The sequence below is a fragment of the Microbacterium pygmaeum genome, from assembly GCF_900100885.1.
Taxonomy (GTDB): domain Bacteria; phylum Actinomycetota; class Actinomycetes; order Actinomycetales; family Microbacteriaceae; genus Microbacterium; species Microbacterium pygmaeum.
The window spans coordinates 424,878-447,267 of sequence record NZ_LT629692.1; the positions used below are offsets into that span (position 1 = coordinate 424,878).

General features: G+C 69.8%; 20 protein-coding genes. 10 read left to right on the top strand and 10 right to left on the bottom strand.

From position 1 onward, the window contains the following. Nucleotides 1-55 precede the first annotated feature (55 nt). Nucleotides 56-1,282, top strand: coding sequence for an amidohydrolase (locus tag BLT19_RS01900; protein ID WP_091485454.1), 1,227 nt, complete (start codon nt 56-58; stop codon nt 1,280-1,282). A 182-nt stretch (nt 1,283-1,464) separates the two neighbouring features. On the opposite strand, the gene BLT19_RS01905 is transcribed toward BLT19_RS01900, so the two are convergent. Together BLT19_RS01905 and BLT19_RS01910 are read right to left on the bottom strand one after the other, a co-directional pair. Further along, complete coding sequence (locus BLT19_RS01905; RefSeq protein ID WP_197673010.1) at nt 1,465-2,136, bottom strand: hypothetical protein; 672 nt, start codon at nt 2,134-2,136, stop codon at nt 1,465-1,467. Beyond that, nucleotides 2,133-3,206, bottom strand: a complete 1,074-nt coding sequence (locus BLT19_RS01910) for a VanZ family protein (RefSeq protein WP_091485457.1) — start codon at nt 3,204-3,206, stop codon at nt 2,133-2,135. Before BLT19_RS01910 ends, BLT19_RS01905 begins: the two co-directional genes overlap by 4 nt. A 64-nt stretch (nt 3,207-3,270) precedes the next feature. Between BLT19_RS01910 and BLT19_RS01915 the strand changes: the two genes are divergently transcribed. The 9 genes from BLT19_RS01915 (at nt 3,271) to BLT19_RS01945 (ending at nt 14,390) form a co-directional block, all read left to right on the top strand. Then, on the top strand, nt 3,271-5,442 hold the full coding sequence (locus BLT19_RS01915) for an APC family permease (RefSeq protein WP_091485459.1): 2,172 nt from the start codon (nt 3,271-3,273) through the stop codon (nt 5,440-5,442). Between the two features lie 9 nt (nt 5,443-5,451). Beyond that, entirely contained in the window at nt 5,452-6,312 is an 861-nt protein-coding gene (locus BLT19_RS01920) for an esterase/lipase family protein (RefSeq protein ID WP_091485462.1), read from the top strand. A 124-nt stretch (nt 6,313-6,436) separates the two neighbouring features. Further along, nucleotides 6,437-6,598, top strand: a complete 162-nt coding sequence (locus BLT19_RS17480; RefSeq protein ID WP_157681729.1) for a hypothetical protein — start codon at nt 6,437-6,439, stop codon at nt 6,596-6,598. Then, entirely contained in the window at nt 6,598-6,684 is an 87-nt protein-coding gene (locus tag BLT19_RS17485; RefSeq protein ID WP_231917920.1) for a potassium-transporting ATPase subunit F, read from the top strand. The genes BLT19_RS17480 and BLT19_RS17485 overlap by 1 nt, the downstream gene beginning before the upstream one ends. Continuing rightward, the gene (gene kdpA / locus BLT19_RS01925) at nt 6,684-8,366 is read left to right on the top strand and encodes a potassium-transporting ATPase subunit KdpA (protein ID WP_091485464.1); all 1,683 of its coding nucleotides are present in this window, start codon (nt 6,684-6,686) and stop codon (nt 8,364-8,366) included. Before BLT19_RS17485 ends, kdpA begins: the two co-directional genes overlap by 1 nt. A 2-nt stretch (nt 8,367-8,368) precedes the next feature. Continuing rightward, nucleotides 8,369-10,543: a potassium-transporting ATPase subunit KdpB gene (gene kdpB / locus BLT19_RS01930; protein ID WP_091485466.1), complete on the top strand. Its 2,175-nt coding sequence runs from the start codon at nt 8,369-8,371 to the stop codon at nt 10,541-10,543. Nucleotides 10,544-10,579: 36 nt separating this feature from the next. Next, nucleotides 10,580-11,191 (top strand): potassium-transporting ATPase subunit KdpC, encoded by a 612-nt coding sequence (gene kdpC, locus BLT19_RS01935; protein WP_091485468.1) that lies wholly within the window; start codon nt 10,580-10,582, stop codon nt 11,189-11,191. Between the two features lie 32 nt (nt 11,192-11,223). Continuing rightward, nucleotides 11,224-13,719, top strand: coding sequence for a DUF4118 domain-containing protein (locus BLT19_RS01940; protein ID WP_091485470.1), 2,496 nt, complete (start codon nt 11,224-11,226; stop codon nt 13,717-13,719). After that, entirely contained in the window at nt 13,716-14,390 is a 675-nt protein-coding gene (locus BLT19_RS01945; RefSeq protein ID WP_091485473.1) for a response regulator, read from the top strand. Before BLT19_RS01940 ends, BLT19_RS01945 begins: the two co-directional genes overlap by 4 nt. Nucleotides 14,391-14,403: 13 nt before the next feature. On the opposite strand, the gene BLT19_RS01950 is transcribed toward BLT19_RS01945, so the two are convergent. From BLT19_RS01950 to urtA, 8 genes are all read right to left on the bottom strand, one after another. Beyond that, the gene (locus BLT19_RS01950) at nt 14,404-15,003 is read right to left on the bottom strand and encodes a TetR/AcrR family transcriptional regulator (protein WP_091485475.1); all 600 of its coding nucleotides are present in this window, start codon (nt 15,001-15,003) and stop codon (nt 14,404-14,406) included. Then, nucleotides 15,000-15,569, bottom strand: coding sequence for a TetR family transcriptional regulator (locus BLT19_RS01955; protein ID WP_091485477.1), 570 nt, complete (start codon nt 15,567-15,569; stop codon nt 15,000-15,002). Before BLT19_RS01955 ends, BLT19_RS01950 begins: the two co-directional genes overlap by 4 nt. Beyond that, nucleotides 15,569-17,278: a purine-cytosine permease family protein gene (locus tag BLT19_RS01960; protein ID WP_231917747.1), complete on the bottom strand. Its 1,710-nt coding sequence runs from the start codon at nt 17,276-17,278 to the stop codon at nt 15,569-15,571. The genes BLT19_RS01955 and BLT19_RS01960 overlap by 1 nt, the downstream gene beginning before the upstream one ends. A gap of 87 nt (nt 17,279-17,365) precedes the next feature. Continuing rightward, nucleotides 17,366-18,052, bottom strand: coding sequence for an ATP-binding cassette domain-containing protein (locus BLT19_RS01965; RefSeq protein WP_091485480.1), 687 nt, complete (start codon nt 18,050-18,052; stop codon nt 17,366-17,368). Nucleotide 18,053: 1 nt separating this feature from the next. Beyond that, nucleotides 18,054-18,818, bottom strand: a complete 765-nt coding sequence (gene urtD / locus BLT19_RS01970) for an urea ABC transporter ATP-binding protein UrtD (protein WP_091485482.1) — start codon at nt 18,816-18,818, stop codon at nt 18,054-18,056. Continuing rightward, entirely contained in the window at nt 18,815-19,936 is a 1,122-nt protein-coding gene (gene urtC, locus BLT19_RS01975) for an urea ABC transporter permease subunit UrtC (RefSeq protein ID WP_091485485.1), read from the bottom strand. Before urtC ends, urtD begins: the two co-directional genes overlap by 4 nt. Beyond that, a complete protein-coding gene (gene urtB, locus BLT19_RS01980) occupies nt 19,933-20,817 on the bottom strand; it encodes an urea ABC transporter permease subunit UrtB (protein WP_091485487.1) in 885 nt (294 codons plus the stop codon). The genes urtC and urtB overlap by 4 nt, the downstream gene beginning before the upstream one ends. Before the next feature lie 98 nt (nt 20,818-20,915). Beyond that, a complete protein-coding gene (gene urtA, locus BLT19_RS01985; protein WP_091485489.1) occupies nt 20,916-22,223 on the bottom strand; it encodes an urea ABC transporter substrate-binding protein in 1,308 nt (435 codons plus the stop codon). Nucleotides 22,224-22,390 lie beyond the last annotated feature (167 nt).

Sequence of the window (22,390 nt, forward strand, 5' to 3'; positions counted from 1 at the left end):
CGGCTGCGCGACGGACCAGGGGCGGTGCGAGAGGTCGCCGGATAGGCTCGAAGTCATGACCCTCGACCTCGAAGCGATCTACATCGACCTGCACCGGCATCCTGAGCTGTCGTTCCAGGAGACCCGCACGGCGGGCGTCATCGCCGCGAAGCTGCAGGAACTCGGCATCGAGTTCGAGGAGGGCGTCGGAAAGACGGGCATCGCCGCGCTGCTGCGCAACGGCGACGGCCCGACCATCTGGCTGCGCGCCGACATGGACGCCCTGCCGGTACCGGAGCAGACCGGCCTCGAGTACGCCAGCACCGCGCGCGGCACCGACCCGAACGGCAACGACGTGCCCGTCATGCACGCCTGCGGCCACGACATGCACGTGACCGCGCTGCTGGGCGCGCTCGAGCGCCTGGTCGCCACGAAGGACGAGTGGTCGGGGACCGTCGTCGCCGTCTTCCAGCCCGCCGAGGAGTACGGGGCCGGCTCGCAGGCGATGATCGCCGACGGCGTGCTGGAGCGCTTCCCGAAACCGGACATCGTGCTCGGCCAGCACGTCACTCCGCTGCCCGCCGGGACCATCGGTGTGCGCTCCGGCACGCAGATGGCCGCCTCCGACGGGCTCACCGTGACCCTCTTCGGCCGCGGCGGGCATGGCTCCCGCCCGCACTCCACGATCGACCCCATCGTGATGGCGGCGGCGACCGTGATGCGGCTTCAGACCGTGGTCTCGCGCGAGGTCGACCCGCGCGATGTCGCGGTGGTCACGGTCGGGTCGATCCACGCGGGCCTGAAGAACAACATCATCCCCGCCGAGGCGAAGCTCGAGCTGAGTCTTCGCTATCCCGACGACGCGGCGCGCGAGCGCGTCCTGGCGAAGGTCGAGCGGATCGTGCGCGCCGAGGCACAGGCATCCGGAGCCGAAGAGCCGCCCACCATCGTCACCGACCACACCCTCCCGCCCACCATCAACGACGTGGACGCGACGGCCCAGCTCACCGCAGCCTTCGATGCGGCGTTCGGCGGCGGAACGGTCATCGACCCAGGCATGTTCACCGGCAGCGAGGACGTGTCGTGGTTCGCCCGCGACTCCGGCGCGCCGCTGGTCTTCTGGTTCTGGGGCGGAGTGGATCCGCAGAAGTACGCGGACGCCGTCGCGGCGGGCACCGTCGAGCGGGACATCCCGACGAATCACTCGCCGTTCTTCGCCCCGGTGCTCCAGCCGACGCTGAACAACGGGATCGACGCGCTCGTCGTCGCAGCGCGCGAGTTCTTGGGGACGCCCGCGGCCTGAGCCCCGGCGTCCGTCGTGTGACGCCCGTCGCATGTCACCGGAGACGCGTCGGCCGTCGCCTGAGCCGGCCGGCCGTCACCGGACTCGCGTCCACCGTCGCCTCAGCCCCGTCGCACCTCGCCGGATCAGGCGATTCGACGAGAACAGGACGATATCGTGGGATTCGTCCTGTTCCGGTCGGATCACCTGATCTCGTGTCGGCTGAGCGCCGCCGCTCCCGCCTCCGGTGCCGCAGCGGCGTCCGACGGCGCGTTCCGGCACGTCGGCGGCCGCGAGTTGCCGCTGATCTCGAAGTCCTGGCAGGTCATGAAGCGGGCGTTGTTGACTCCGAGCAGGAACGACGCGACCGTGATCCCGGCGACGACGAGCACGACGAGCCAGCGGGTTCGCCGCGGTATCTCCGAACCGAGATCCGGCCACATGATCCGCACCAGCACGAACACGGTGAACAGCAGCCCGATGAGCACCGCGACGATCGCGACGAGGTCGACGATCGCGGTCGCCAGATCCTGCGTGTCGTCGTCGACGGCGAAGTTGAGGGCCAGCCACAGAGTCGGCATCAGCAGCAGGAACGCGCGCACGAGGCGCGGGCCGACCGGCCTCCGCTCGACGAGGACGAACACGAACGCGGCGGTCGAGGCCGCCCACAGCGTCAGGATCTGATCGAAGAACAGCTCACCCCACGCACCCAGGGTGAATGCCGGCCACCACGCGGCGATCGAGATGCCGATCATGACGACACCGACCGGCACGTCGCGCCGCGCCTTCGCCCGCGCGGACGCGCCCCCGCCGGACGCATCCCCCGCGCCGGGCGCACCTCCCGCGCCGGGCGCAGGAACGGCGGCATCGGTCATGCGGGCACGGTATCACCCGCGGGGACGCGGGAATCCACGAGCCGCTGGCCGGAGACGATCCCCGGCAGGCCGCGGTGATCCTTCGTCGTGAACACCAGCACGAGCGAGAGGAGGAGGAACACCGGCTGCGCGATCGACCAGGGCTCCGGCAGAAGGCCGATCAGCTGGAAGCCGCCGATCCCGCCGAGGAACCGCAGCAGCCGCGACCAGAACGCCGGCAGGCGGGATCCGGTGTAGCGCAGCTGCGCGGCGGCATGGCCGATCGTGCGACCCGCCGTCATCATGTACACAAGGGTGACCACGAACGGCACCAGGTTCCCGACCAGGTCGTACCAGGACGCCTCGACCGTGGTGACCGTGCCTGCACTGAACACGACGTCGATGATCGCGAGCAGCACGCCGACGGCGAGCCCGGTCAGCACCACCGAGAGGAAGTCGCAGGTCATCGCCACGAGGCGCCGCGCTGCCGTCACGGGCGTCGGCAGCGCAGCATCCGGATCCGGGTCGTTCCGGTCGCGCAGCCGAGGGGGGATCGCCAGGGACAGGATGCTGCCCAGCAGCGCCCCGAGGGTGTTGGTGATCAGATCCTCGACGTCGAAGAGGCGGTACGCGCACGGGTAGATCCCCCAGACGCCGGTCAGCTGGGTCGTCTCGACGAGCAGCGACAGCGCGAAGCCGGCGAGCACCGCCGTGATCCACCCGCGGCGCCAGATCAGGCGCACGAAGAAGCCGAGGGGGAGGAAGAGCAGGACGTTCAGCGCGATCTGCAGGAACGCCGGATGGGTGAGCGGATGCCCGCTGCCGAACGCCGCCGCCAGATCACGGGGCAGCACGCCGACATCGAGCTGCGCCGTCGTGCAGCGGACCGCATCGGGGTCGGGAAGCGGGAGCAGGGTGTAGGTCCAGATGGCGAGGAAGTACACCAGCAGCGCGAACGCCAGCACCAGCCGCCGAGCAGTCAAGCGGCCGTGGCGGCGATAGCTGATCGCCACGTACGGGACGAACCCCAGCGCACCGAGGATCAGCCCGATCGCGATCGCGAAGACCCCCAGGGACACCTGATCCGACACGGAGGAATCCTAGCGAGCTCACGAGCACGGCCCGTCGCATTGCACGGGGGCGAGGACAGGCGTAGTGTCGCCCGCCGTGACTACAGACAGCGGCGACACGGGCGGCGCAGACGTCGTACCCGACTCGCCCATCGCCAAGCGGCTCCTCATCGGCGACCCGCTGACCTCCGAGAAGCTCGACGATCAACTCCTCCCGAAGAAGATGGCGCTGCCGATCTTCGCCTCCGATGCGCTCAGCTCGGTGGCGTACGCACCGCAGGAACTGCTGATGATCCTGCTCACCGGCGGGCTCGCGTTCCTCGCGTTCAGTCCGTGGGTGGCCGTCGCGGTCGTGGTGCTGCTTATCGTCGTCGTGGTCAGCTACCGGCAGCTCATCAGGGCCTACCCGTCCGGCGGTGGCGACTACGAGGTCGCCTCGAAGAACCTGGGCGAAGTGCCCGGAGTGGTCGTGGCCTCGGCCCTGCTGGTCGACTACGTCCTCACGGTCGCCGTGTCCGTGGCATCCGGCGTCGACAACATCATCTCGGCGATCCCCGAGCTGAACCCGGGCCGCGTCGAACTCGCGGTCGGCTTCGTCATCCTGATCGTCATCGTCAACCTGCGGGGCGTCCGCGAGGCATCCCTCGTCTTCGCCCTGCCCACCTACCTGTTCATCGGCTCGGTCGCGCTCATGATCGTGGTCGGCCTCACGCGCACCCTGCTCGGCGATCCGCCGGTCGCCTCGAGCGCGGAGTTCGGCGTCCAGGCCGAGAGCCTCACCCAGGCCGCCGTGATCCTGCTGGTGCTGCGCGCGTTCTCGAGCGGATGCTCCGCCCTGACCGGCGTCGAGGCCGTCTCCAACGGCGTGCCGGCGTTCCGCAAGCCGAAGATCCGCAACGCGCAGACGACGCTGACGCTGATGGGCGGCATCGCCATCCTGCTGTTCTCCGGCCTCACGATCCTCGCCCTGGTCTCGGGCGTCCACTACGCCGAGAACCCCTGCAACCTGATCGGCTTCGACTGCGACAACCCGCAGCCGAGCCTGATGGCCCAGGTCGCAGCGGCGACGTTCGGGATGGGGTCGATCCCCTTCTACGTCATCCAGGCCGTCACCGCGTGCGTGCTGCTGCTGGCCGCGAACACGGCGTTCAACGGCTTCCCCCTGCTCGGCTCGGTGCTGGCGCGGGACGGCTACGCGCCGAAGGCGCTGAACACCCGCGGCGACCGGCTCGTCTTCTCCAACGGCATGATCGTGCTCGGCATCATCGCGATGGGGGTCCTGGTGATCTACCAGGCGAACCTGACGACCCTGATCCAGCTGTACATCATCGGTGTGTTCGTGTCGTTCTCGATCGGCCAGATCGGGATGGTCCGGCATTGGCGGCGGGCGCTGCGCACCCTGAAGGAGCTGCCGCCGGATGCCGCCAGTCAGCAGTCCGCCGCGATCGAGCGGCGCTCGGCCGTGACCGGCCTCATCATCAATTCGCTCGGTGCGGGCATGACCGTCTTCGTCCTGATCATCGTGACGGTGACCAAGTTCACGCACGGCGCGTGGCTGGTCTTCATCGCCATCCCGATCCTGGCGACCCTGATGATCGGCGTGAAGCGGTACTACCGCGACGTCGAGCACGAGATCCAGATCGACGACTCCACGCACTTCGGAGCGGCCGGCGACGTCGCGCTCGTGCTCGTCGGGCGACTGCAGAAGCCGGTGCTCAAGGCGGTCGAATACGCCCTGGCCGCCAAGCACGAGAACGCGCTCGCGATCCACATCGCCGTCAGCGCCGAGGAATCCGACCTCCTGCAGAAGCAGTGGGCCGAGCACCGCATCCCGATGCAGCTCGTGATCGTCGAGTCGCCGTATCGCGCGTTCGCGAGCCCGGTCGCCCAGTTCATCAAGGAGTACCGCAAGAAGCACGGCTCGTCGGTGGTGACCGTCTACCTGCCGCAGTACATCGTGGGCCACTGGTGGGAGTCGATCCTGCACAACCGGCGCGCACGGCGCATCGCGAACCAGCTGATGCTGATCCACGGCGTCTCGATCACGCTCGTGCCCTGGCTGCTGGATTCGTCTGAGCTCATCTACGGTCGTCGCTCGCGGCCGCTGCCCGGCCAGGAGCGCTCGGGCCTGCCGGCCGGTTCGCCAGCGCACCACCACCGGGTCTCGCGACCCGGCGGTCCACCAGAGCAGGCGGCGGCCGGCGCCGCCCCGCCCGCACCGGCCGCGCCCGCCGAGAAGGTGCCGCCGGCCTCATAGACTGCGCGCATGGCGCAAGCGCAGGAGCGGCTGTCGGTGCTCCAGCGCGCGCGCTGGTGGCTCGCCGACTACCTGTACGCGGGATGGCGGCAGGCGGCATTCCTGCGTCCGCCATGGGGGGTCGGCGGCCACCGGCCGACGCCGGCCGCATGGCGCCGCGGTGACGTCGACCTCCCCGAGATCGTGCTCCTGCCCGGGGTGTACGAGCACTGGACGTTCCTCCGGCCGCTCGGCGACGCGCTGAACGAGGCGGGTCACCGGGTGCGGGTCGTGCACGGGCTCGGCACGAACCGCCGCGCAGTCGTGGCGACCTCCGAGCGCCTCGGTCGCGCGCTCTCCCGGCGGGGCGCGCCCGACGCGGGCCGGGTGCTCGTCGCCCACAGCAAGGGCGGCTTGATCGGCAAGCACCTGCTCGTCGCGTCCGGCGCGGCGAACGCGGCGGCGGTGGAGGCGGCGGCGGGCGGCGATGCCGCGGAGGCCGCAGCGAGCGCACCGGCGCCCGACGAGAGGACGGATGCCGCGACCGACGCCCCCCGCCCCCTCGGCCTGCTCGGACTCGTCGCGGTGTGCACGCCGTTCCACGGGTCGCGCCTGGCCGGCCTGTTCCTCGTGCCCAGCATCCGCGCCTTCCGCCCCGACGACGAGACGATCGTCTCGCTCGGCCGCGAGGAGAGCATCAACGGACGCATCGTCTCGATCTTCGGGCGCTTCGATCCGCACATCCCCGGCGGCAGCGCGCTGGAGGGCGCGACGAACGTGCTCGTGCCGGGGAACGGGCACTTCCGGGTCCTCGGCGACCCGAAGACCCACGCCGCCGTGATCGACGGGGTGCGGCTGCTCAGCGATCCCGGTCCGCTCAGCCCGCGCTGAGCCGTACCGTCGCGCGGAGCGCCACCCCGACGCGCCACGAGCGCACGCCGCTGAGATCTCGTGAGCATCGGGTCTCAGGCCGTATGGGAACCGTGAGGACCCGCGGTCGCGTGCTGAACGGGGTGTGAAGTCGTCTCCGTGCCTGTTCCGGCACGTTCCGGGCGCGTTCGTCCGGAGCCCGCACCTCGCAGCAGGAGTCCACGTGCTCGACCTTCTCTACGTCGCCCTGACGGTCGCGCTCTTCGCGATCGTCGGCCTTCTCGCGAAGGGGGTGGAGCGACTGTGATGTTCTTCGCGATCCTCGCCGCCGTCCTCGCCCTCGCCGCGATCGGCTACCTCGTCGTGGCCCTCGTCCGCCCGGAATGGTTCTGATGGACGGCGCCACCGTGCTGTTCGGCGTGCTCCAGGCCGCCACGCTCGTCCTGATCCTCGCGCTGCTGTACCGCCCGCTCGGCGACTACATCGCGCGCATCTACACCTCCGCCAAGGACCTCGCCCTTGAGCGGGGCACCTACCGGCTGATCGGCGTCGACCCGAGATCCGAGCAGTCCTGGCAGGCGTACGCGCGCGGCGTCCTGCTCTTCTCGCTCCTCGGCGTCCTGTTCGTCTACGCCCTCCAGCGCCTCCAGGCGGTGCTCCCGTACTCGCTCGGGCTGCCGGCCGTTCCGGAAGGGCTGTCGTTCAACACGGCGGTCTCGTTCGTCACGAACACGAACTGGCAGTCGTACTCGCCGGAGCTGACCCTGGGCTATTCCGTGCAGCTGACGGGTCTCGCCGTGCAGAACTTCGTCTCCGCGGCGGTCGGCATCGCCGTGGCGATCGCGCTGGTCCGCGGCTTCGCCTACCGGCGCTCCGGCACGATCGGCAACTTCTGGGTCGACCTCGTGCGCGGGTCCTTCCGCCTGCTCCTGCCGCTCGCGGTGGTCGGCGCGATCGCCCTGATCGCCGGCGGCGTCATCCAGAACGTCAACGGCTTCACCGACGTGTCCACCATCTCCGGCGGCAGCCAGTCGATCCCTGGCGGACCGGTGGCCTCGCAGGAGGCGATCAAGATGCTCGGCACCAACGGCGGCGGCTTCTTCAACGCCAACTCGGCGCATCCGTTCGAGAACCCCAGCGGATGGACGAACCTGCTCCAGATCGTCCTGATGCTGGCGATCCCGGTGGCCATGCCCCGCGCCTTCGGCCGGATGATCGGCGACAACCGTCAGGGCTCCGCAATCCTCGCCGTCATGGCGACGCTGGCGGTCACCTCGATCGCCCTGCTGTCGTGGGTCGAGTCGCAGGGCTGGGGCGCCGCGCCGCAGCTGGCGGGCGGAGCGATGGAGGGCAAGGAGGTCCGCGACGGCATCCTCGGCTCGACGCTGTTCGGCGGTGCCTCCACGCTCACCTCGACCGGCGCCGTCAACTCGATGCACGACAGTTACACCGCGCTGGGCGGCATGTTCCCGATGCTGAACATGATGCTCGGCGAGGTGGCCCCCGGCGGCACCGGGACGGGACTGTACGGGATGCTGGTGCTCGCCGTCATCGCGGTGTTCGTCGGCGGACTCCTCATCGGCCGCACGCCGGAATACCTAGGCAAGCGCGTCGGGCCGCGCGAGATCAAGCTTGCGAGCCTGTACATCCTCGTCACACCAGTGCTCGTGCTCCTCGGGACAGCGCTGAGCTTCGCGATCCCCGGGGTCCGCAGCGACGTCGAGTCGGTCTCGATCTGGAACCCCGGCGTCCACGGCTTGAGCGAAGTGCTCTACGCCTTCACGTCCGCCGCCAACAACAACGGCTCGGCGTTCGCCGGCCTCACCGCGAACACGCCGTGGCTGAACACCGCGCTCGGCGTGGCGATGCTCTTCGGACGCTTCATCCCGATCGTGCTCGCCCTGGCCCTGGCCGGGTCCCTCGCCGCGCAGGATCGGGTCCCCTCGACCGCCGGCACGCTGCCCACCTACCGCCCGCAGTTCGTCGGGCTGCTGGTCGGCGTGACGCTCATCCTCACCGCACTCACCTATTTCCCCGTACTGACGCTGGGTCCCCTGGCGGAAGGGCTCGTCTGATCATGTCCACCTCCACGCTCGCCCCCGACCGCACGGCCCCTGAGCTCGCCGAAGGGTCGGGCAGGCCCCGGGCCCTCAGCGGCGCGCAGGTGCTCGCCGCACTCCCCGGCGCCCTCCGGCGCCTGAACCCCGCGGCGCTGTGGCGCAACCCGGTCATGTTCCTGGTCTGGGTGGGCGCCGCCCTCACGACGCTCATCGCGATCGCCGAGCCGTTCCTGGGCGGCCCCGAGTCCTCCGGCGGCACCGCCGTCCCGGTCGGATTCACCTGGGGCATCGCGGCATGGCTCTGGCTCACGGTGCTGTTCGCGAACCTCGCCGAGGCCGTCGCCGAGGGCCGTGGGAAGGCGCAGGCCGCGAGCCTGCGCAAGACCCGGACCTCGACGACCGCCACTCTCGTCCCGGACTACGACCCGGCGACGGATGCTGCGGCGGAACGCGCGGAGACCGTGGCCGTCTCATCGGCCGAGCTCTCGCTGGGTGATGTCGTCGTGGTCACGGCCGGCGAGCTGATCCCCGGCGACGGCGACATCGTGTGGGGCATCGCGACCGTCGACGAGTCGGCGATCACCGGCGAGTCCGCACCCGTCGTGCGAGAGTCCGGGGGTGATCGCAGCGCGGTGACCGGCGGTACCCGCGTGCTCTCGGATCGCATCGTCGTGCAGATCACCTCCAAGCCCGGCGAGACGTTCGTCGACCGGATGATCGCGCTGGTCGAAGGCGCCGCACGGCAGAAGACCCCCAACGAGATCGCGCTGAACATCCTGCTCGCGAGCCTGTCGATCGTCTTCGTCGTCGTGGTCCTGACGCTGAATCCGATCGCGTCCTACGCCGCCAGCCCGGTGAGCATCCCGGTGCTGGTCGCGCTGCTGGTCTGCCTCATCCCGACGACGATCGGGGCACTGCTGTCGGCGATCGGCATCGCCGGGATGGACCGGCTCGTGCAGCGCAACGTGCTCGCGATGTCCGGCCGCGCGGTCGAGGCGGCGGGGGATGTCACCACGCTGCTCCTGGACAAGACCGGCACGATCACCTACGGCAACCGCCGCGCGACCGATTTCGTCGCCATGCCCGGCGTCGGCGACGACGAACTGGCACTCGCAGCGGCGACCTCGTCCCTGTCCGACCCGACCCCCGAGGGCACGTCGGTGGTCGCCTTGGCTGTTGCCCGCGGCATCCGCATCGCATCCCCCGAGGATGGCGTCGTGGTGCCGTTCACCGCGCAGACGCGCATGTCGGGGCTGGACGACGCCGACGGGACGCAGCTTCGGAAGGGCGCCGGGTCGGCCGTGCTGGCGTGGCTCGAGCAGAGCGGTGCGCCGGTTCCGGCATCCCTCCGCGCGCATCTCGACTCCGAGACCGACGCCATCGCGCAGTCCGGCGGAACGCCGCTGGTCGTCGCGACCCTCCGCCCGGCGACGGGGTCGGATTCGCCGACCGGTGCGGTGCTGGGCGTCATCCACCTCAAGGACATCGTCAAGGACGGCCTGCGGGAGCGCTTCGCCGAACTGCGCAGCATGGGCATCCGGACGGTCATGATCACCGGAGACAACCCCCTCACCGCCAAGGCGATCGCCGCCGAGGCGGGCGTGGACGACTTCCTCGCCGAGGCGACGCCGGAGGACAAGCTGGCCCTGATCCGTCGCGAGCAGGAGGGCGGGAACCTCGTCGCGATGACCGGCGACGGCACGAACGACGCCCCGGCACTCGCGCAGGCCGACGTCGGCGTCGCGATGAACACCGGCACCTCGGCGGCGAAGGAGGCCGGCAACATGGTCGACCTCGACTCGGATCCGACCAAGCTGATCGACATCGTGCGGATCGGCAAGCAGCTGCTGATCACCCGCGGAGCGCTGACGACCTTCTCGCTGGCCAACGACATCGCGAAGTACTTCGCGATCATTCCGGCGATGTTCATGGGCGTCTTCCCGGGACTTGCCGCCCTGAACATCATGCAGCTGAGCTCACCGGCATCCGCCGTCACGAGCGCCATCATCTTCAATGCCCTCGTGATCATCGTGCTGATCCCGCTCGCCCTCCGCGGTGTGAAATACCGTCCGGCGAGCGCCTCGCGCATCCTCAGCCGCAACCTGCTGATCTACGGCCTCGGCGGCGTGATCGCCCCGTTCGTCGGCATCAAGCTCATCGACCTCGTCGTGAGCCTCCTCCCGGGCTTCTGAGCCCGGCATCCCACACCCTCTCGAAGGAGTCTCCCCATGTCCACCACCCGCACCACGCTGCGCACCGCCGGCGTCGCACTGCGCGCCATGGTCCTGTTCACGCTCGTGCTCGGCATCGGCTACACCGCCGTCATCACCGGCATCGGTCAGCTCGCGCTGCCCTGGCAGGCCAACGGCTCCCCGGTCCAGGACGAGCGCGGCGACGCCGTCGGCTCCGCGCTGATCGGGCAGAGCTGGACGGATGCCGCGGGCGACCCGCTTCCGGAGTACTTCCAGTCGCGGCCGTCGGCCGCCGGCGACGGGTACGACGGCGGTGCGTCCAGCGGCAGCAACCTCGGACCCGAGAACGCCGACCTCGTCGCCGCGATCGGGGAGCGGCGGGCATCCACCGCCGCGTTCGAGGATGTCGCGATCTCCGATATCCCCGCCGACGCCGTCACCGCGTCGGCCTCGGGACTGGACCCGCACATCAGCCCCGCCTCCGCGCTCCTGCAGGCGGACCGGGTCGCCCGGACCCGGGGACTCGACGAGGCGACCGTGCGCGACCTCGTCGAGTCGCACATCCAGCCGCGCGACCTCGGCTTCCTGGGCGAGCCGCGCGTGAACGTCCTCGAGCTGAACCTCGCCCTCGACGCGCTGTCCCGCTGAGTCGTCGCAGTCGAGGTCGTAGGGTGAAGCGCATGAGACGGGGCCGCCTGCGGGTGCTGCTGGGCGCAGCCCCCGGCGTCGGGAAGACGTTCGAGATGCTCCAGGAGGGGCGACGGCTGCAGGAGGACGGCCGCGACGTGGCGGTGGCGGTCGTCGAGACCCACGGCCGAGCGGCGACCCAGGCGCAGCTCGCCGGGCTCGAGATCATCCCCCGGCGGCTGCTCGAGCACCGCGGAGTCGAGCTGGGCGAGATGGATCTCGAGGCCGTGCTCGCCCGGCATCCGTCCCTCGCCCTCGTCGACGAGCTCGCCCATACGAACGCGCCCGGCTCGCGCCACGACAAGCGGTGGCAGGACGTGGAGGCACTGCTGGATGCCGGCATCGACGTCGTCTCGACCCTGAACATCCAGCACATCGCGTCGCTGAACGACGTCGTCGAGAAGATCACCGGGGTTGCGCAGCGCGAGACGGTCCCCGACGCGGTGATCCGCTCGGCCGACCAGATCGAGGTCGTCGATCTCGCGCCGCAGTCGCTGCGCGATCGGCTCTCGGCCGGGTCGGTGTATCCCGCGGAGCGCATCGACGCCGCCCTCTCGAACTACTTCCGCCTCGGCAACCTCACTGCGCTGCGCGAACTCGCCCTCCTGTGGCTGGCCGACGAGGTGGACACCGCGCTGAAGAGCTACCGCGCCGAGCACGGCATCGACGGCACGTGGAACGCGCGCGAGCGGATCGTGATCGCCCTCACCGGTGGTCCGGAGGGTGAGACGCTGATCCGGCGCGGCGCACGGATCGCCGCGCGCGCCGCCGGCGGCGAGCTGCTGGCCGTCCACATCTCCAGCCAGGACGGCCTGCGCACCGAGGCGCCGGGCGCCCTGGCGGCGCAGCGCGCGCTCGTCGAATCGCTCGGCGGCACCTACCACCAGGTGGTGGGCGACGATGTGCCGCGCACCCTCGTCGACTTCGCGCGATCGGTGAACGCGAGCCAGCTCGTGATCGGGGTGAGTCGTCGCGGGCGGCTCGCCGCAGCGCTGAGCGGACCGGGCATCGGCGCCACGGTCATCCGCGAGTCGGGCGACATCGACGTCCACATGGTCACCCACGCGGCGGCGGGCGGGCGGTTCGCCCTGCCCCGCTTGACCGGCGGGGCACTGAGCATCCAGCGCCGCATCCTCGGCTTCGCCGTCGCGCTGGTCGGCGGGCCGCTCCTGTCGTGGCTGCTCGTGCTCGTCAGCAGAGACGACACGATCACCGCCGACGTCCTGGCCTACCAGCTGCTGGTGGTCATCGTCGCCCTGATCGGCGGCATCTGGCCGGCCCTGTTCGCCGCGGTGCTGTCGGGCATCACACTGGATTTCCTCTTCGTCGATCCCCTGTACACGGTGACGATCTCCGATCCCGCGCACGCCCTCGCGCTCGTGCTCTACGTCGTGATCGCGATCCTCGTCAGCTGGATCGTCGACCAGGCCGCCCGCCGTACGCGCATCGCCCGTCGGGCGGCGGCGGAGTCCGAGCTGCTGGCCACCGTCTCGGGCAGCGTCCTGCGCGGCGAGAGCGCGGTGCCCGCGCTGATCAGCCGCACCCGCGAGGCCTTCGCCCTGGCCGGCGTGCGCCTCCTGGATGCCGACGGCGAGGTGCTCGCCACCGACGGCGAGCCCGTCGCCGACGGACGCGCCACACGGGTGGCGATCGGCGATCGCGCCGTCCTCGAACTGCACGGCGGGGAGCTGGATGCCTCCGAACGCCGCCTCCTGGATGTCATCGTCGCCCAACTGGGCGCGACGCTCGAGCGCACCGATCTGACCGAGACGGCGCGCTCGGCGGGTGTGCTCGCCGAGACCGATCAGGTGCGCTCGGCGCTGCTGTCCGCCGTCAGCCACGACCTGCGCCGACCGCTCGCGGCGGCGGTCGCCGCCGTCGGGGGGCTGCGGGCCGCCGGCGGTGCGCTCTCGGACGCCGACCGCGCCGAGCTGCTGGCCACCGCCGACGAGAGCCTCGCCACGCTGTCGAGTCTCGTGACCGACCTCCTGGACGTCAGCCGCGTCCAGGCCGGGGTGCTGGCCGTCTCGCTGCGGCCCGTCGACGCCGCCGACGTGATCCTGGCGGCGCTGGACGAGCTCGGCCTCGGCCCTGATGAGATCGACCTCGCCCTCGACCCCGATCTGCCGCCCCTCTCCGCCGACGCCGTGCTGCTGCAGCGCGTCCTGGTCAACGTGCTCGCCAATGCGCACCGCCACGCCCCGGAATCCTCGCGCGTGCGCGTCACCACCAGCCGCCTGGCCGGCACCGCCGAGCTGCGCGTCATCGACCACGGGGTCGGTGTGCCCGCCGAGCGCCAAGGCGACATCTTCGCTCCGTTCCAACGCCTCGGCGACACCGACAACACGATCGGCCTCGGCCTCGGCCTCGCGCTCTCGAAGGGCTTCACCGAAGGGATGGGCGGTACGCTCACGCCCGAGGACACACCCGGAGGAGGCCTGACGATGGTGATCGCCCTTCCGGTCGCGCCCACCCGGACTCCCGCATGAAGGTGCTGATCGCGGACGACGACCCGCAGCTGGTCCGCGCCCTGCGCATCACGCTGGCCGCGCACGGTTACGACGTGGTCGCCGCGCCCGACGGCGCCGCCGCGATCACGCTGGCCGCGAAGGAGCATCCGGACATCGTGCTGCTCGACCTGGGCATGCCGCACCTGGACGGCATCCAGGTCATCCACGCTCTTCGCGGCTGGACGAGCGCGCCGATCCTCGTCGTGTCGGGCCGCACCGGCTCGGCCGACAAGGTGGACGCGCTGGATGCCGGGGCCGACGACTACGTCACCAAGCCGTTCCAGATCGACGAGCTGCTGGCGCGGCTGCGCGCGCTGTCCCGGCGATCCGGAGCGTCCGTCGGCGACGCCTCGGTCACGTTCGGCGACATCGCGATCGACCTGTCGGCCAAGTCGGTCACCCGTGCGGGTGAGCGCGTGCACCTGACCCCGACCGAGTGGCGGATGCTGGAGTTTCTGGCGCGAAACCCAGGCGCCCTGGTCACCCGGCAGTCACTCCTCAAGGAGATCTGGGCGAGCGAGCAGGTGAGCGATTCGGGCTACCTGCGGCTGTACATGTCGCAGCTGCGCAAGAAGCTCGAGGTCGACCCTGCGAACCCGCGCCATCTGCTGACCGAGTCGGGCATGGGGTACCGGCTCGTCCTGGACTGACCCGCTCGACGCGCTAGGAGCTGCCGGCCTCGACGCGATCGCGGAGCGGGTCGAGGATCGCCTCGGCCGCCCAGCCCGCGGCATCCATCGCGTCGCGACGGTCCATGCCGAGCTCCCGGGTCAGCGAGACCCACATCGACGCCGAATCCACATGCGACAGGGCGGCCACGATCGAGCGCCGCTCCTGCTCCTCGGCCGACGGGACCTGCTCGCGCAGGAGCGTCTCGAGCGCGTCGCGTCGGGGCGACGGCGCAGCGCCCGCAACACCCCGCATCGTCGTCTCGGCCACCACGAATGCGAGTTCGGGGCGCTGCGCGTATCGGTCCATCGCCTCGCGCACCGCGAGCGGCACGTCGAAGATCGAGCGCGACGGCGTGCGGGCGAAGATCGTGCGCTCCGACCAGGCCGCGGTCGCCAGGAGCAGGTCGACGCGTGTGCCGTAACTGCGGAAGACCGTGCGCTCGCCCACGCCGGCGCGACGGGCGATGAGCCGGAACGAGACGTCGTCAGTGCCCAGCTCCTCGATCAGCGCGACGTAGGCGGCGACGACGGCCTCCTGCGTACGGTTCAGCGCGCCGTCTTCGACCGGGTCGGCGGCAGAGGCATCCGTCATGCCCGCATGTCCAGCCGGGTCGGACCGACACCGGCGACGGCGGAGCGGACCGTGCGGTCGAAGACGTCGGCGGTCTCGGACGCGTCCAGATCGAACGAGCTGCGCATCCGGGCCCAGAACTGCGCAGATGAGAACGCCAGGAGCGTGGCGGTGAGCCTGCGCAGGTCGCGGCCGTTCAGCGTGGGCGCCTCGGTGGCGAGCATCGCCTCGATCGCCCGCGTGACGAAGCCGGGTTCGCTCTCGACCGTCGGTGAGACCGTCGCCGCCCGCGCGCAGACGAAGGCCGATGCCGGGGACGCGTCGAACTGCGAGAACCGGCGGCGCACGGCGGCGGAGAACTGGGGCATGGTGACGAAGGGATCCAGCGGGAACTCGCGCTCTTCAGTCCACCGGGCCAGCGACTCCAGCAGATGCGACCTGGTCGGGTACTGCCGGTAGACGGTGCGCTCGGAGACGCCAACGGCCAGTCCCAGCGCGCGGTACGTGATGTCGTCGAACGGGGTCTGGCGGAGCAGCTCGGCGGCGGCGGCGAGGATCGCCGTGGGCGTGTCCGCCGCTTCGTCCATCACGTCCTGCTCTCCTGCGCTCCGCGTCGTGGGCCTGTGTCGCGCCGCGCCGGCTCTGCACCCGGTCCGCGGGGCGGATCGGGTGGGAGGACGTAGCGGTCCGAGTCATCCAGCGCGAGCGCCAAAGACGATACGAACTGCACTTCCCCCATCGGCCCGCGTTCAGCCGAGGCCAGCATATCCGGCCGCTCGAAGGTGTACCCCGTGACGTGGCATCGCAGTCGCTCTCCGGACGGGTTCCCGTCGGAATCCAGCAGCGGCGAGTCGATCCCGTCCCGCCGGCGGCGCAGATAGAAGCGGCCGCGGGTGGCCAACGCCATCAGCGGCGTCACGACGACGGCGACGCAGATCGCGATCAGCACGGAGAACGGGCGCAGGTCCTCACCGAAGGCTCCGCCGAACGCCGCCAGCGAGAGCGCGGAAGCGAGCACCACCGACACCAGACCGACCGGATTCCAGTCGTAAAGCATCCCGCGGCGGAATTCCGGGTAGCGGGGCGAGATCCGCAGCACGTACTTGTTGATCGCGATGTCGGCCGAGATGGTCACCAGCCACGCCATCACGACATTCGCGTAGAGGCTGAGCACGATGTTGATGAGGCTGAACACGTCCAGCAGCATCAGCGAGAGCGCGATGGCGAGGTTGAAGTACATGAAGACGGATCGGCCGGGGTAGGTCCTGGTGATGCGGGTGTAGACGTTGGACCACGCGAGCGAGCCGGAGTAGGCGTTGGTGACGTTGATCTTGACCTGGGCGACCAGGATCAGCACGAGCGCGAGCGCGACCGCGAGCCACTCCGGCATCAGTGAGGTGTACAGGGTGATGAACTGCCACACCGGTTCGGTGGCGTGGCCGCCCAAGCCCGCCCCCACTTTCGCGATCACGTAGACGGCGAGGAAGAGGCCGATCACCTGCTTGATGCCGCTGAAGAGCACCCAGCCTGGTCCGGCGAACACCAGCGACGTCCACCACGACCTCGTGTTCGACCGCGTCCGGGGCGGCATCGCCCGGATGTAGTCGATCTGCTCGGCCAACTGCGGCGTCAGCGCGAAGCAGACTGCGGCGCTGGAGACGATCGCGCCGAACCTCACCTCGCCGTCGGCGTTGCCGGGGAACGAGACGAAGGCCTGCACCGCGGCCGGATCGGATGCGATCACCCACAGGAGTGGCAGGAGGGCGAGGGCCAGCCACAGCGGGGTCGTCCAGAACTGCAGTCTTTCCAGCGCCCGCAGGCCGTACCGCACGATGGGGATCACCACGACGGTGGAGATGATGTAGCCGATCGGCAGCGGGATGCCGACCGCGACGTGCAGCCCCTGCGCCATGATCGCGCCCTCGAGCGCGAAGAAGATGCAGGTGAACACCGCGAAGATCACCGTCGTGATCGCGGAGCCGTGATAGCCGAAGCCGGAGCCGCGCGCGATCAGGTCGAGATCCAGGTTGTAGCGGGCCGCGTAGTACGCGATCGGGTAGCCGACGAGGAAGATCGTCACCGAGGCGAGCAGGATGCCCAGCACGGCGTTGGTCGTGCCGTGCTCCAGGCCGATGCTCGCCCCGATGGAGAAGTCGGCGAGGAAGGCGATCGACCCGAGCGCGGTCACGCCGACGGACGCAGCACTCCAACGCCGGAAGCTGCGCGGAACGTAGCGGAAGGCATAGTCTTCGAGGCTGTCCTCCGCAGCCGCACGCGCCCCATCCGCTCTCGCCACCCTCGCCAGCACCTCCCGTGTGCCGACAGTCTGACGTCTCGGTGTTTCGGCCGCGTTGCGGGCAGCCCCGCGTGGTTCCTCTCGAGCTCAGATCGCCATCGCCGCGCGGACGCCTTCGGCGGCGGATGCCCCGCCCTCCCCGGTGCTGGAGGCGAACCCGCTCGCCAGCACGAGGTACTTGTCCGCCGCCTCCAGGGCGAACCCGATGTGCTGCTCGACGAGGAGCACCGAAAGCCCCTCGGCGGCCAGCTGCATGATGGTCTGCTCGATCTCGGCGACGATCGTCGGCTGGATGCCTTCGGTCGGCTCGTCGAGGATGAGCAGCTTCGGCTCCGTGATCAGGGCACGGGCGATGGCCAGCTGCTGGCGCTGACCGCCGGAGAGGAGTCCGGCCTTGCGGGTCGCGAACTTCTCCAGGGCGGGGAATCGCGCCAGCTGCTCGCCGATGAGGGCCTTGCCGCGCTTGCGACCGTCGGCCACCAGCTGCAGGTTCTCCATCGTCGTCAGCTGCGGGAAGGACTGCTGACCCTGCGGCACATACGCCATGCCGCGGGCGACGCGCTTGTTCGGAGCCAGGGACGTGACATCGGCCCCGTCGAAGATCACCTGCCCGCTGCGCGGCTTGATCAGCCCGATCGCGACCCGCAGCAGCGTGGACTTCCCGGCACCGTTGTGGCCGAGCACGGCGACCACGTTGTCCGACCGCGGCAGGGTCACGCCGTGCAGGACGAGCGTGCGTCCATAGCCGGCCTCGATTTCGTTCAGTTCGAGCATCTCAGGCTCCCTCACCGTGTGCGACGGCCCCGGCGGTGCCGAGGTAGACCTCCTGGACCCGCGGGTCGGCCTGGACCGCGGCCACCGTCCCCTCCGAGAGCAGTTTCCCCTGGTGGAGCACCGTGACGCGGGACGCGTAGCGGCGCATGAAGTCCATGTCGTGCTCCACGACCAGCACGATGCGGCGCTGGGCGATCCGCTGCAGCAGCTCACCGGTGGCGGTCCGCTCGTCCTGGCTCATTCCGGCGACGGGCTCGTCCAGCAGGAGCGCACGCGGGTCCTGGACGAGCATCATGCCGATCTCCAGCCACTGCTTCTGTCCGTGGGAGAGGATCCCCGCCGGGGTTTCGCGTTCCGCGCTGAGACCTGTCTCCTCCAGGGCCACCTCGATGGCCGGGTCGACGCCGCGTCGGGCGCGCAGCAGCGCGAGCGACGAGCGGTGCAGTCCCGCCGCGATGTCCAGGTTCTGCAGGACGCTGAGCTGCTCGAACACGCTCGCGGTCTGGAACGTGCGGCCCACGCCGAGGCGGACGATCTTCTGGGTCGACTTGCCCAGCAGTTCCTGGTCGCCCAGCATCACCGAGCCCGTGCCCTTGGACAGGCCGGTGATGGCGTCGATGCAGGTCGTCTTGCCGGCGCCGTTGGGGCCGATCAGGAATCGCACCTCGCCGGGGTGGGCGTCGAAGGAGACACCGTCGACGGCGACGAATCCGTCGAAGGAGACGCGGAGATCTTTGACGACGAGCGATCCGTTGTCGGCGGTCACTTCTTCACCTCTTCGATTTCGATGTCGGGTTCGAGCACGGCAGCCGGGTCCGCGAGGGCGGCGGGAGGCGTGTCGCGCGAGCGCCACACCAGGCCCTTCGCCCTGCCGAAGAGCGACGAGAGGCCCATCGGCAGGAACAGCGTCACCAGGATGAAGACCAGACCCAGGATGTAGATCCAGCCGTCCGGCCAGCTCGAGCCGAGACTGGACTGCCCCCAGCCGATCGCCATCGCTCCCAGCGCAGGTCCGAACAGCGACGCGCGGCCGCCCAGGGCGACGCCGGCGATCATGAGGATCGACGCCGAGGCGCCGATCTCGGCCGGGGTGATGATGCCGACGATCGGCACGAACATCGCGCCGGCGATGCTGGCCATCACCGCGGCCACCACATACGCGACCAGCTTGATGTTGGCGGGGTCGTATCCGAGGAACCGGACGCGCTCCTCGGCGTCGCGCGTGGCGATCAGGAGCTCGCCGAAGCGGCTCCGGTTGAGCTGCCACACCACGAGCAGGCAGACGATGAGCAGGCCGGCGGCGATCATGAACACCATGACCTTGTTCGCGTCGTCGTTCAGGACGAACCCGAAGAAGTACTTGAAGTCGCTGAGGCCCGTGTCTCCTCCCGTCTCGCGGATCGTCGAGCTGATCAGGACGGCGAGCGCCACCGCGAGCGCCTGGGACAGGATCGCGAAGTACGCGCCCTTGATCCGGCGCTTGAAGAGTGCGTAGCCGAGGATTCCGGCGACGATCACCGGAAGCAGGATGATCGCGCCCAGCGTGAACGCGTCACTGCGGAACGGCTCCCAGAACGGCGGAAGCGACGCGGAGGGGTCGTACAGGATCATGAAGACGGGAAGGCTCCCGACCGGGGTGCTCTCCAGCGTGAGGTGCATCGCCATGGCGTAGGCGCCGAGCCCGAAGAAGACGCCCTGGCCGAGGACCAGCATGCCGCCCCGGCCCCATGCCAGGCCGATACCGACCGCCGCGATGGCCCAGCAGCAGTACTTGCCGAGGTTGTTGATCCAGTGCATCGAGAGCACGGCGGGCGCCACGACCAGGAGCAGCACGGCGAACACCGCGATGCCGATGAGCGGAAGCCACGGTCTGATTCTGGTCATGTCAACCCCCGGGTGCGGACCGTGAACAGGCCCTGTGGACGGAACTGCAGGAACACCACCAGGAGCACGAAGGCGAGGACCTGCGCCATGCTTCCGGTCGTCCAGTCGGCGAAGAACGACAGCGCGATGCCGAGGGCCCAGGCGGCGATCACCGTGCCCTTGATCTGACCGACGCCTCCGGCGACGACCACGAGGAAGGCCGGGATGATGTACTGCGTCCCCATCTGCGAATTCGTGCCGCCGATCAGGGATGCGGCGACGCCGGCGACGCCGGCCAGGCCCGAGCCGACGAAGAACGTGATGCGGTCGATGTCGCGGGTGCGGATGCCGCTGGTCTCGGCGAGGTCGCGGTTCTGGACGGTTGCGCGAATCCGGCGTCCGAAGGACGAGTACTTGAGCCACGCGGCGAGCGCCGCAAGGCACAGCGCGGCGAGCACGATCGTGAAGACCTGGCGCAGCGGCCACGCGTAGCCGAAGATCCCGATCTGGCCGTCCAGCCACCCCGGCGCCTCCACCGGGACGCCCTGGGCGGGGAAGATCTGCAGCGCGATCTGCTGCAGGACCAGCGCCACACCGACGGTGACCAGGAGGGTGTCCAGCGGCCGCCGGTACATCCATTGGATGATGCCCACCTCCAGGAGGAGGCCGAGCAGCCCGGCGCCCAGGAAGGCGAGGGGCAGTGCCAGCAGGATCGAGATGTTGCTCGAGCTGACGACCAGCTGGGTGACGTAGGCGATGAAGGCGCCGGCCATGATGAACTCGCCGTGCGCCATGTTGATCACCCCCATCTGACCGAAGGTGAGTGTGAGTCCGAGCGCTGCAAGCAGCAGCAGGGCGCCCAGCGCGGTGCCGTTCAGGAGCGGCGGTATGAGTGCATCCACGTGCTGTCGCCCTTTCTGCGGGGACGGGAAGGTGGGGATGCTGGGGCGCGAGGTTCCGAGCCGTCTCCGGCCCGGAACCCCACGCTCCAGCGGGTGGATCAGCCTGCGGAGGCCACGAGCGCGTCGCGCACGTCGGCCGGGAACCAGTCGTAGCCCTCGAGGAAGGGGTCCGGAGCAATCGGGCCGTCCGAGGACCACACGATGTCGAACTGGTTGTCGGCGTTGATCTGGCCGATGTGCCCCTCCTTGGAGATGTGGTGGTTGTCGCCGTCCAGAGTCACGGTGCCCTCCGGTGCGTCGAAGCTGATGCCGCCGGCCTTCGCTGCGGCGTTCACGTCGTCCACCTCGAAGGATCCAGCAGCCTCCACGAGCTCCTTGTACAGGTAGAGCGAGATGTACGCGGCTTCCATCGGGTCGGAGGTCACCCCGCTGCTGCCCGGGTAGGCCTGCCAGTCTGCGATGAACTTCGCGTTCGCCTCGGACTCGATCGACTGGAAGTAGTTCCAGGACGCATAGTTGCCGGTGACCTCGTGACCCATCGACGGTGCCTCCTCCTCGGCGATCGACACCGAGATGATTGGCGTGGTCTCCGGGGTGAGCCCGGCGTCGTAGTAGGCCTTGATGAAGCCGACGTTGGACGAGCCGTTGATGGTGTTGAAGACGAAGTCGGGGTCGGCCGCGACGATCTTGGAGACCTGCGTCGTCCAGTCGTCCTTGTCGAGGGGGACGTACTCCTCGCCGACGATCTCGATTCCGAGCTCAGCCGCGTAGAGCTTGATGATCGCGTTCGCGGTGCGCGGGAAGACGTAATCCGAGCCTGCCAGGAACAGCGTCTTGACGCCCTGGGACGCGAGGTAGTCCATCGCCGGGAGGATCTGCTGGTTCGTGGTCGCACCCGTGTAGTAGATGTTGGGCGACGCTTCCAGGCCCTCGTACTGGACCGGGTAGAAGAACAGTCCGTTGTGCTCCTCGACGACCGGCTTGACGGCCTTGCGCGAGGACGAGGTCCACCCGCCGAAGATCGCGGCGACGCAGTCCTGGGTGAGCAGCTTCTCCGTCTTCTCCGCGAAGGTCGGCCAGTCGGTGGCGCCGTCCTCCTGGACGTACTCGATCTGCTTGCCGAGGATGCCGCCGTCGGCGTTGATCTCGTCCGCGGCCATGTGCAGCACGTTGGAGACCGTCTTCTCCGAGATCGCCATGCCACCGGTGAGCGAGTTGAGGAAGCCGAGCTTGATCGTGTCGCCCGTCGTGTCGATGCAGCTCTCGGATGCTGCCGCACCCGATTCGGTCGGTGCCGCGGCGTCGCCGGCGCGGACGCCGCAACCGGCGAGCACGAGGGCCGTCACCGCCGCGAGGGCGGGAAGGGCCACCAGGATGCGTGCCCTTCGGGTCCGTGTGGTTGTCATGGGATCTCCGTTTCTGTGTGGTGCAGGGTGGTGCTTCTCGGGATGGATGCTGCGATCTGCGGGCGCGCCGGATACCGCCGTCGCCCCGCGGCGATGCACGGACACACCGGTGGAGGGCATGCCGGAGGAAGGCGGGGCGGGCTGATCGGCGGATCAGGACGAGCTGC

What these genes read in the sequence shown, in the direction of transcription:
- BLT19_RS01900 (WP_091485454.1), top strand. Translation starts at nt 56, where the DNA reads ATGACCCTCGACCTCGAAGCGATCTACATCGACCTGCACCGGCATCCT.
- BLT19_RS01905 (WP_197673010.1), bottom strand. Translation starts at nt 2,136, where the DNA reads ATGACCGATGCCGCCGTTCCTGCGCCCGGCGCGGGAGGTGCGCCCGGC.
- BLT19_RS01920 (WP_091485462.1), top strand. Translation starts at nt 5,452, where the DNA reads ATGGCGCAAGCGCAGGAGCGGCTGTCGGTGCTCCAGCGCGCGCGCTGG.
- BLT19_RS17485 (WP_231917920.1), top strand. Translation starts at nt 6,598, where the DNA reads ATGTTCTTCGCGATCCTCGCCGCCGTCCTCGCCCTCGCCGCGATCGGC.
- kdpA (WP_091485464.1), top strand. Translation starts at nt 6,684, where the DNA reads ATGGACGGCGCCACCGTGCTGTTCGGCGTGCTCCAGGCCGCCACGCTC.
- kdpB (WP_091485466.1), top strand. Translation starts at nt 8,369, where the DNA reads ATGTCCACCTCCACGCTCGCCCCCGACCGCACGGCCCCTGAGCTCGCC.
- kdpC (WP_091485468.1), top strand. Translation starts at nt 10,580, where the DNA reads ATGTCCACCACCCGCACCACGCTGCGCACCGCCGGCGTCGCACTGCGC.
- BLT19_RS01940 (WP_091485470.1), top strand. Translation starts at nt 11,224, where the DNA reads ATGAGACGGGGCCGCCTGCGGGTGCTGCTGGGCGCAGCCCCCGGCGTC.
- BLT19_RS01945 (WP_091485473.1), top strand. Translation starts at nt 13,716, where the DNA reads ATGAAGGTGCTGATCGCGGACGACGACCCGCAGCTGGTCCGCGCCCTG.
- BLT19_RS01950 (WP_091485475.1), bottom strand. Translation starts at nt 15,003, where the DNA reads ATGACGGATGCCTCTGCCGCCGACCCGGTCGAAGACGGCGCGCTGAAC.
- BLT19_RS01955 (WP_091485477.1), bottom strand. Translation starts at nt 15,569, where the DNA reads ATGGACGAAGCGGCGGACACGCCCACGGCGATCCTCGCCGCCGCCGCC.
- BLT19_RS01965 (WP_091485480.1), bottom strand. Translation starts at nt 18,052, where the DNA reads ATGCTCGAACTGAACGAAATCGAGGCCGGCTATGGACGCACGCTCGTC.
- urtC (WP_091485485.1), bottom strand. Translation starts at nt 19,936, where the DNA reads ATGACCAGAATCAGACCGTGGCTTCCGCTCATCGGCATCGCGGTGTTC.
- urtA (WP_091485489.1), bottom strand. Translation starts at nt 22,223, where the DNA reads ATGACAACCACACGGACCCGAAGGGCACGCATCCTGGTGGCCCTTCCC.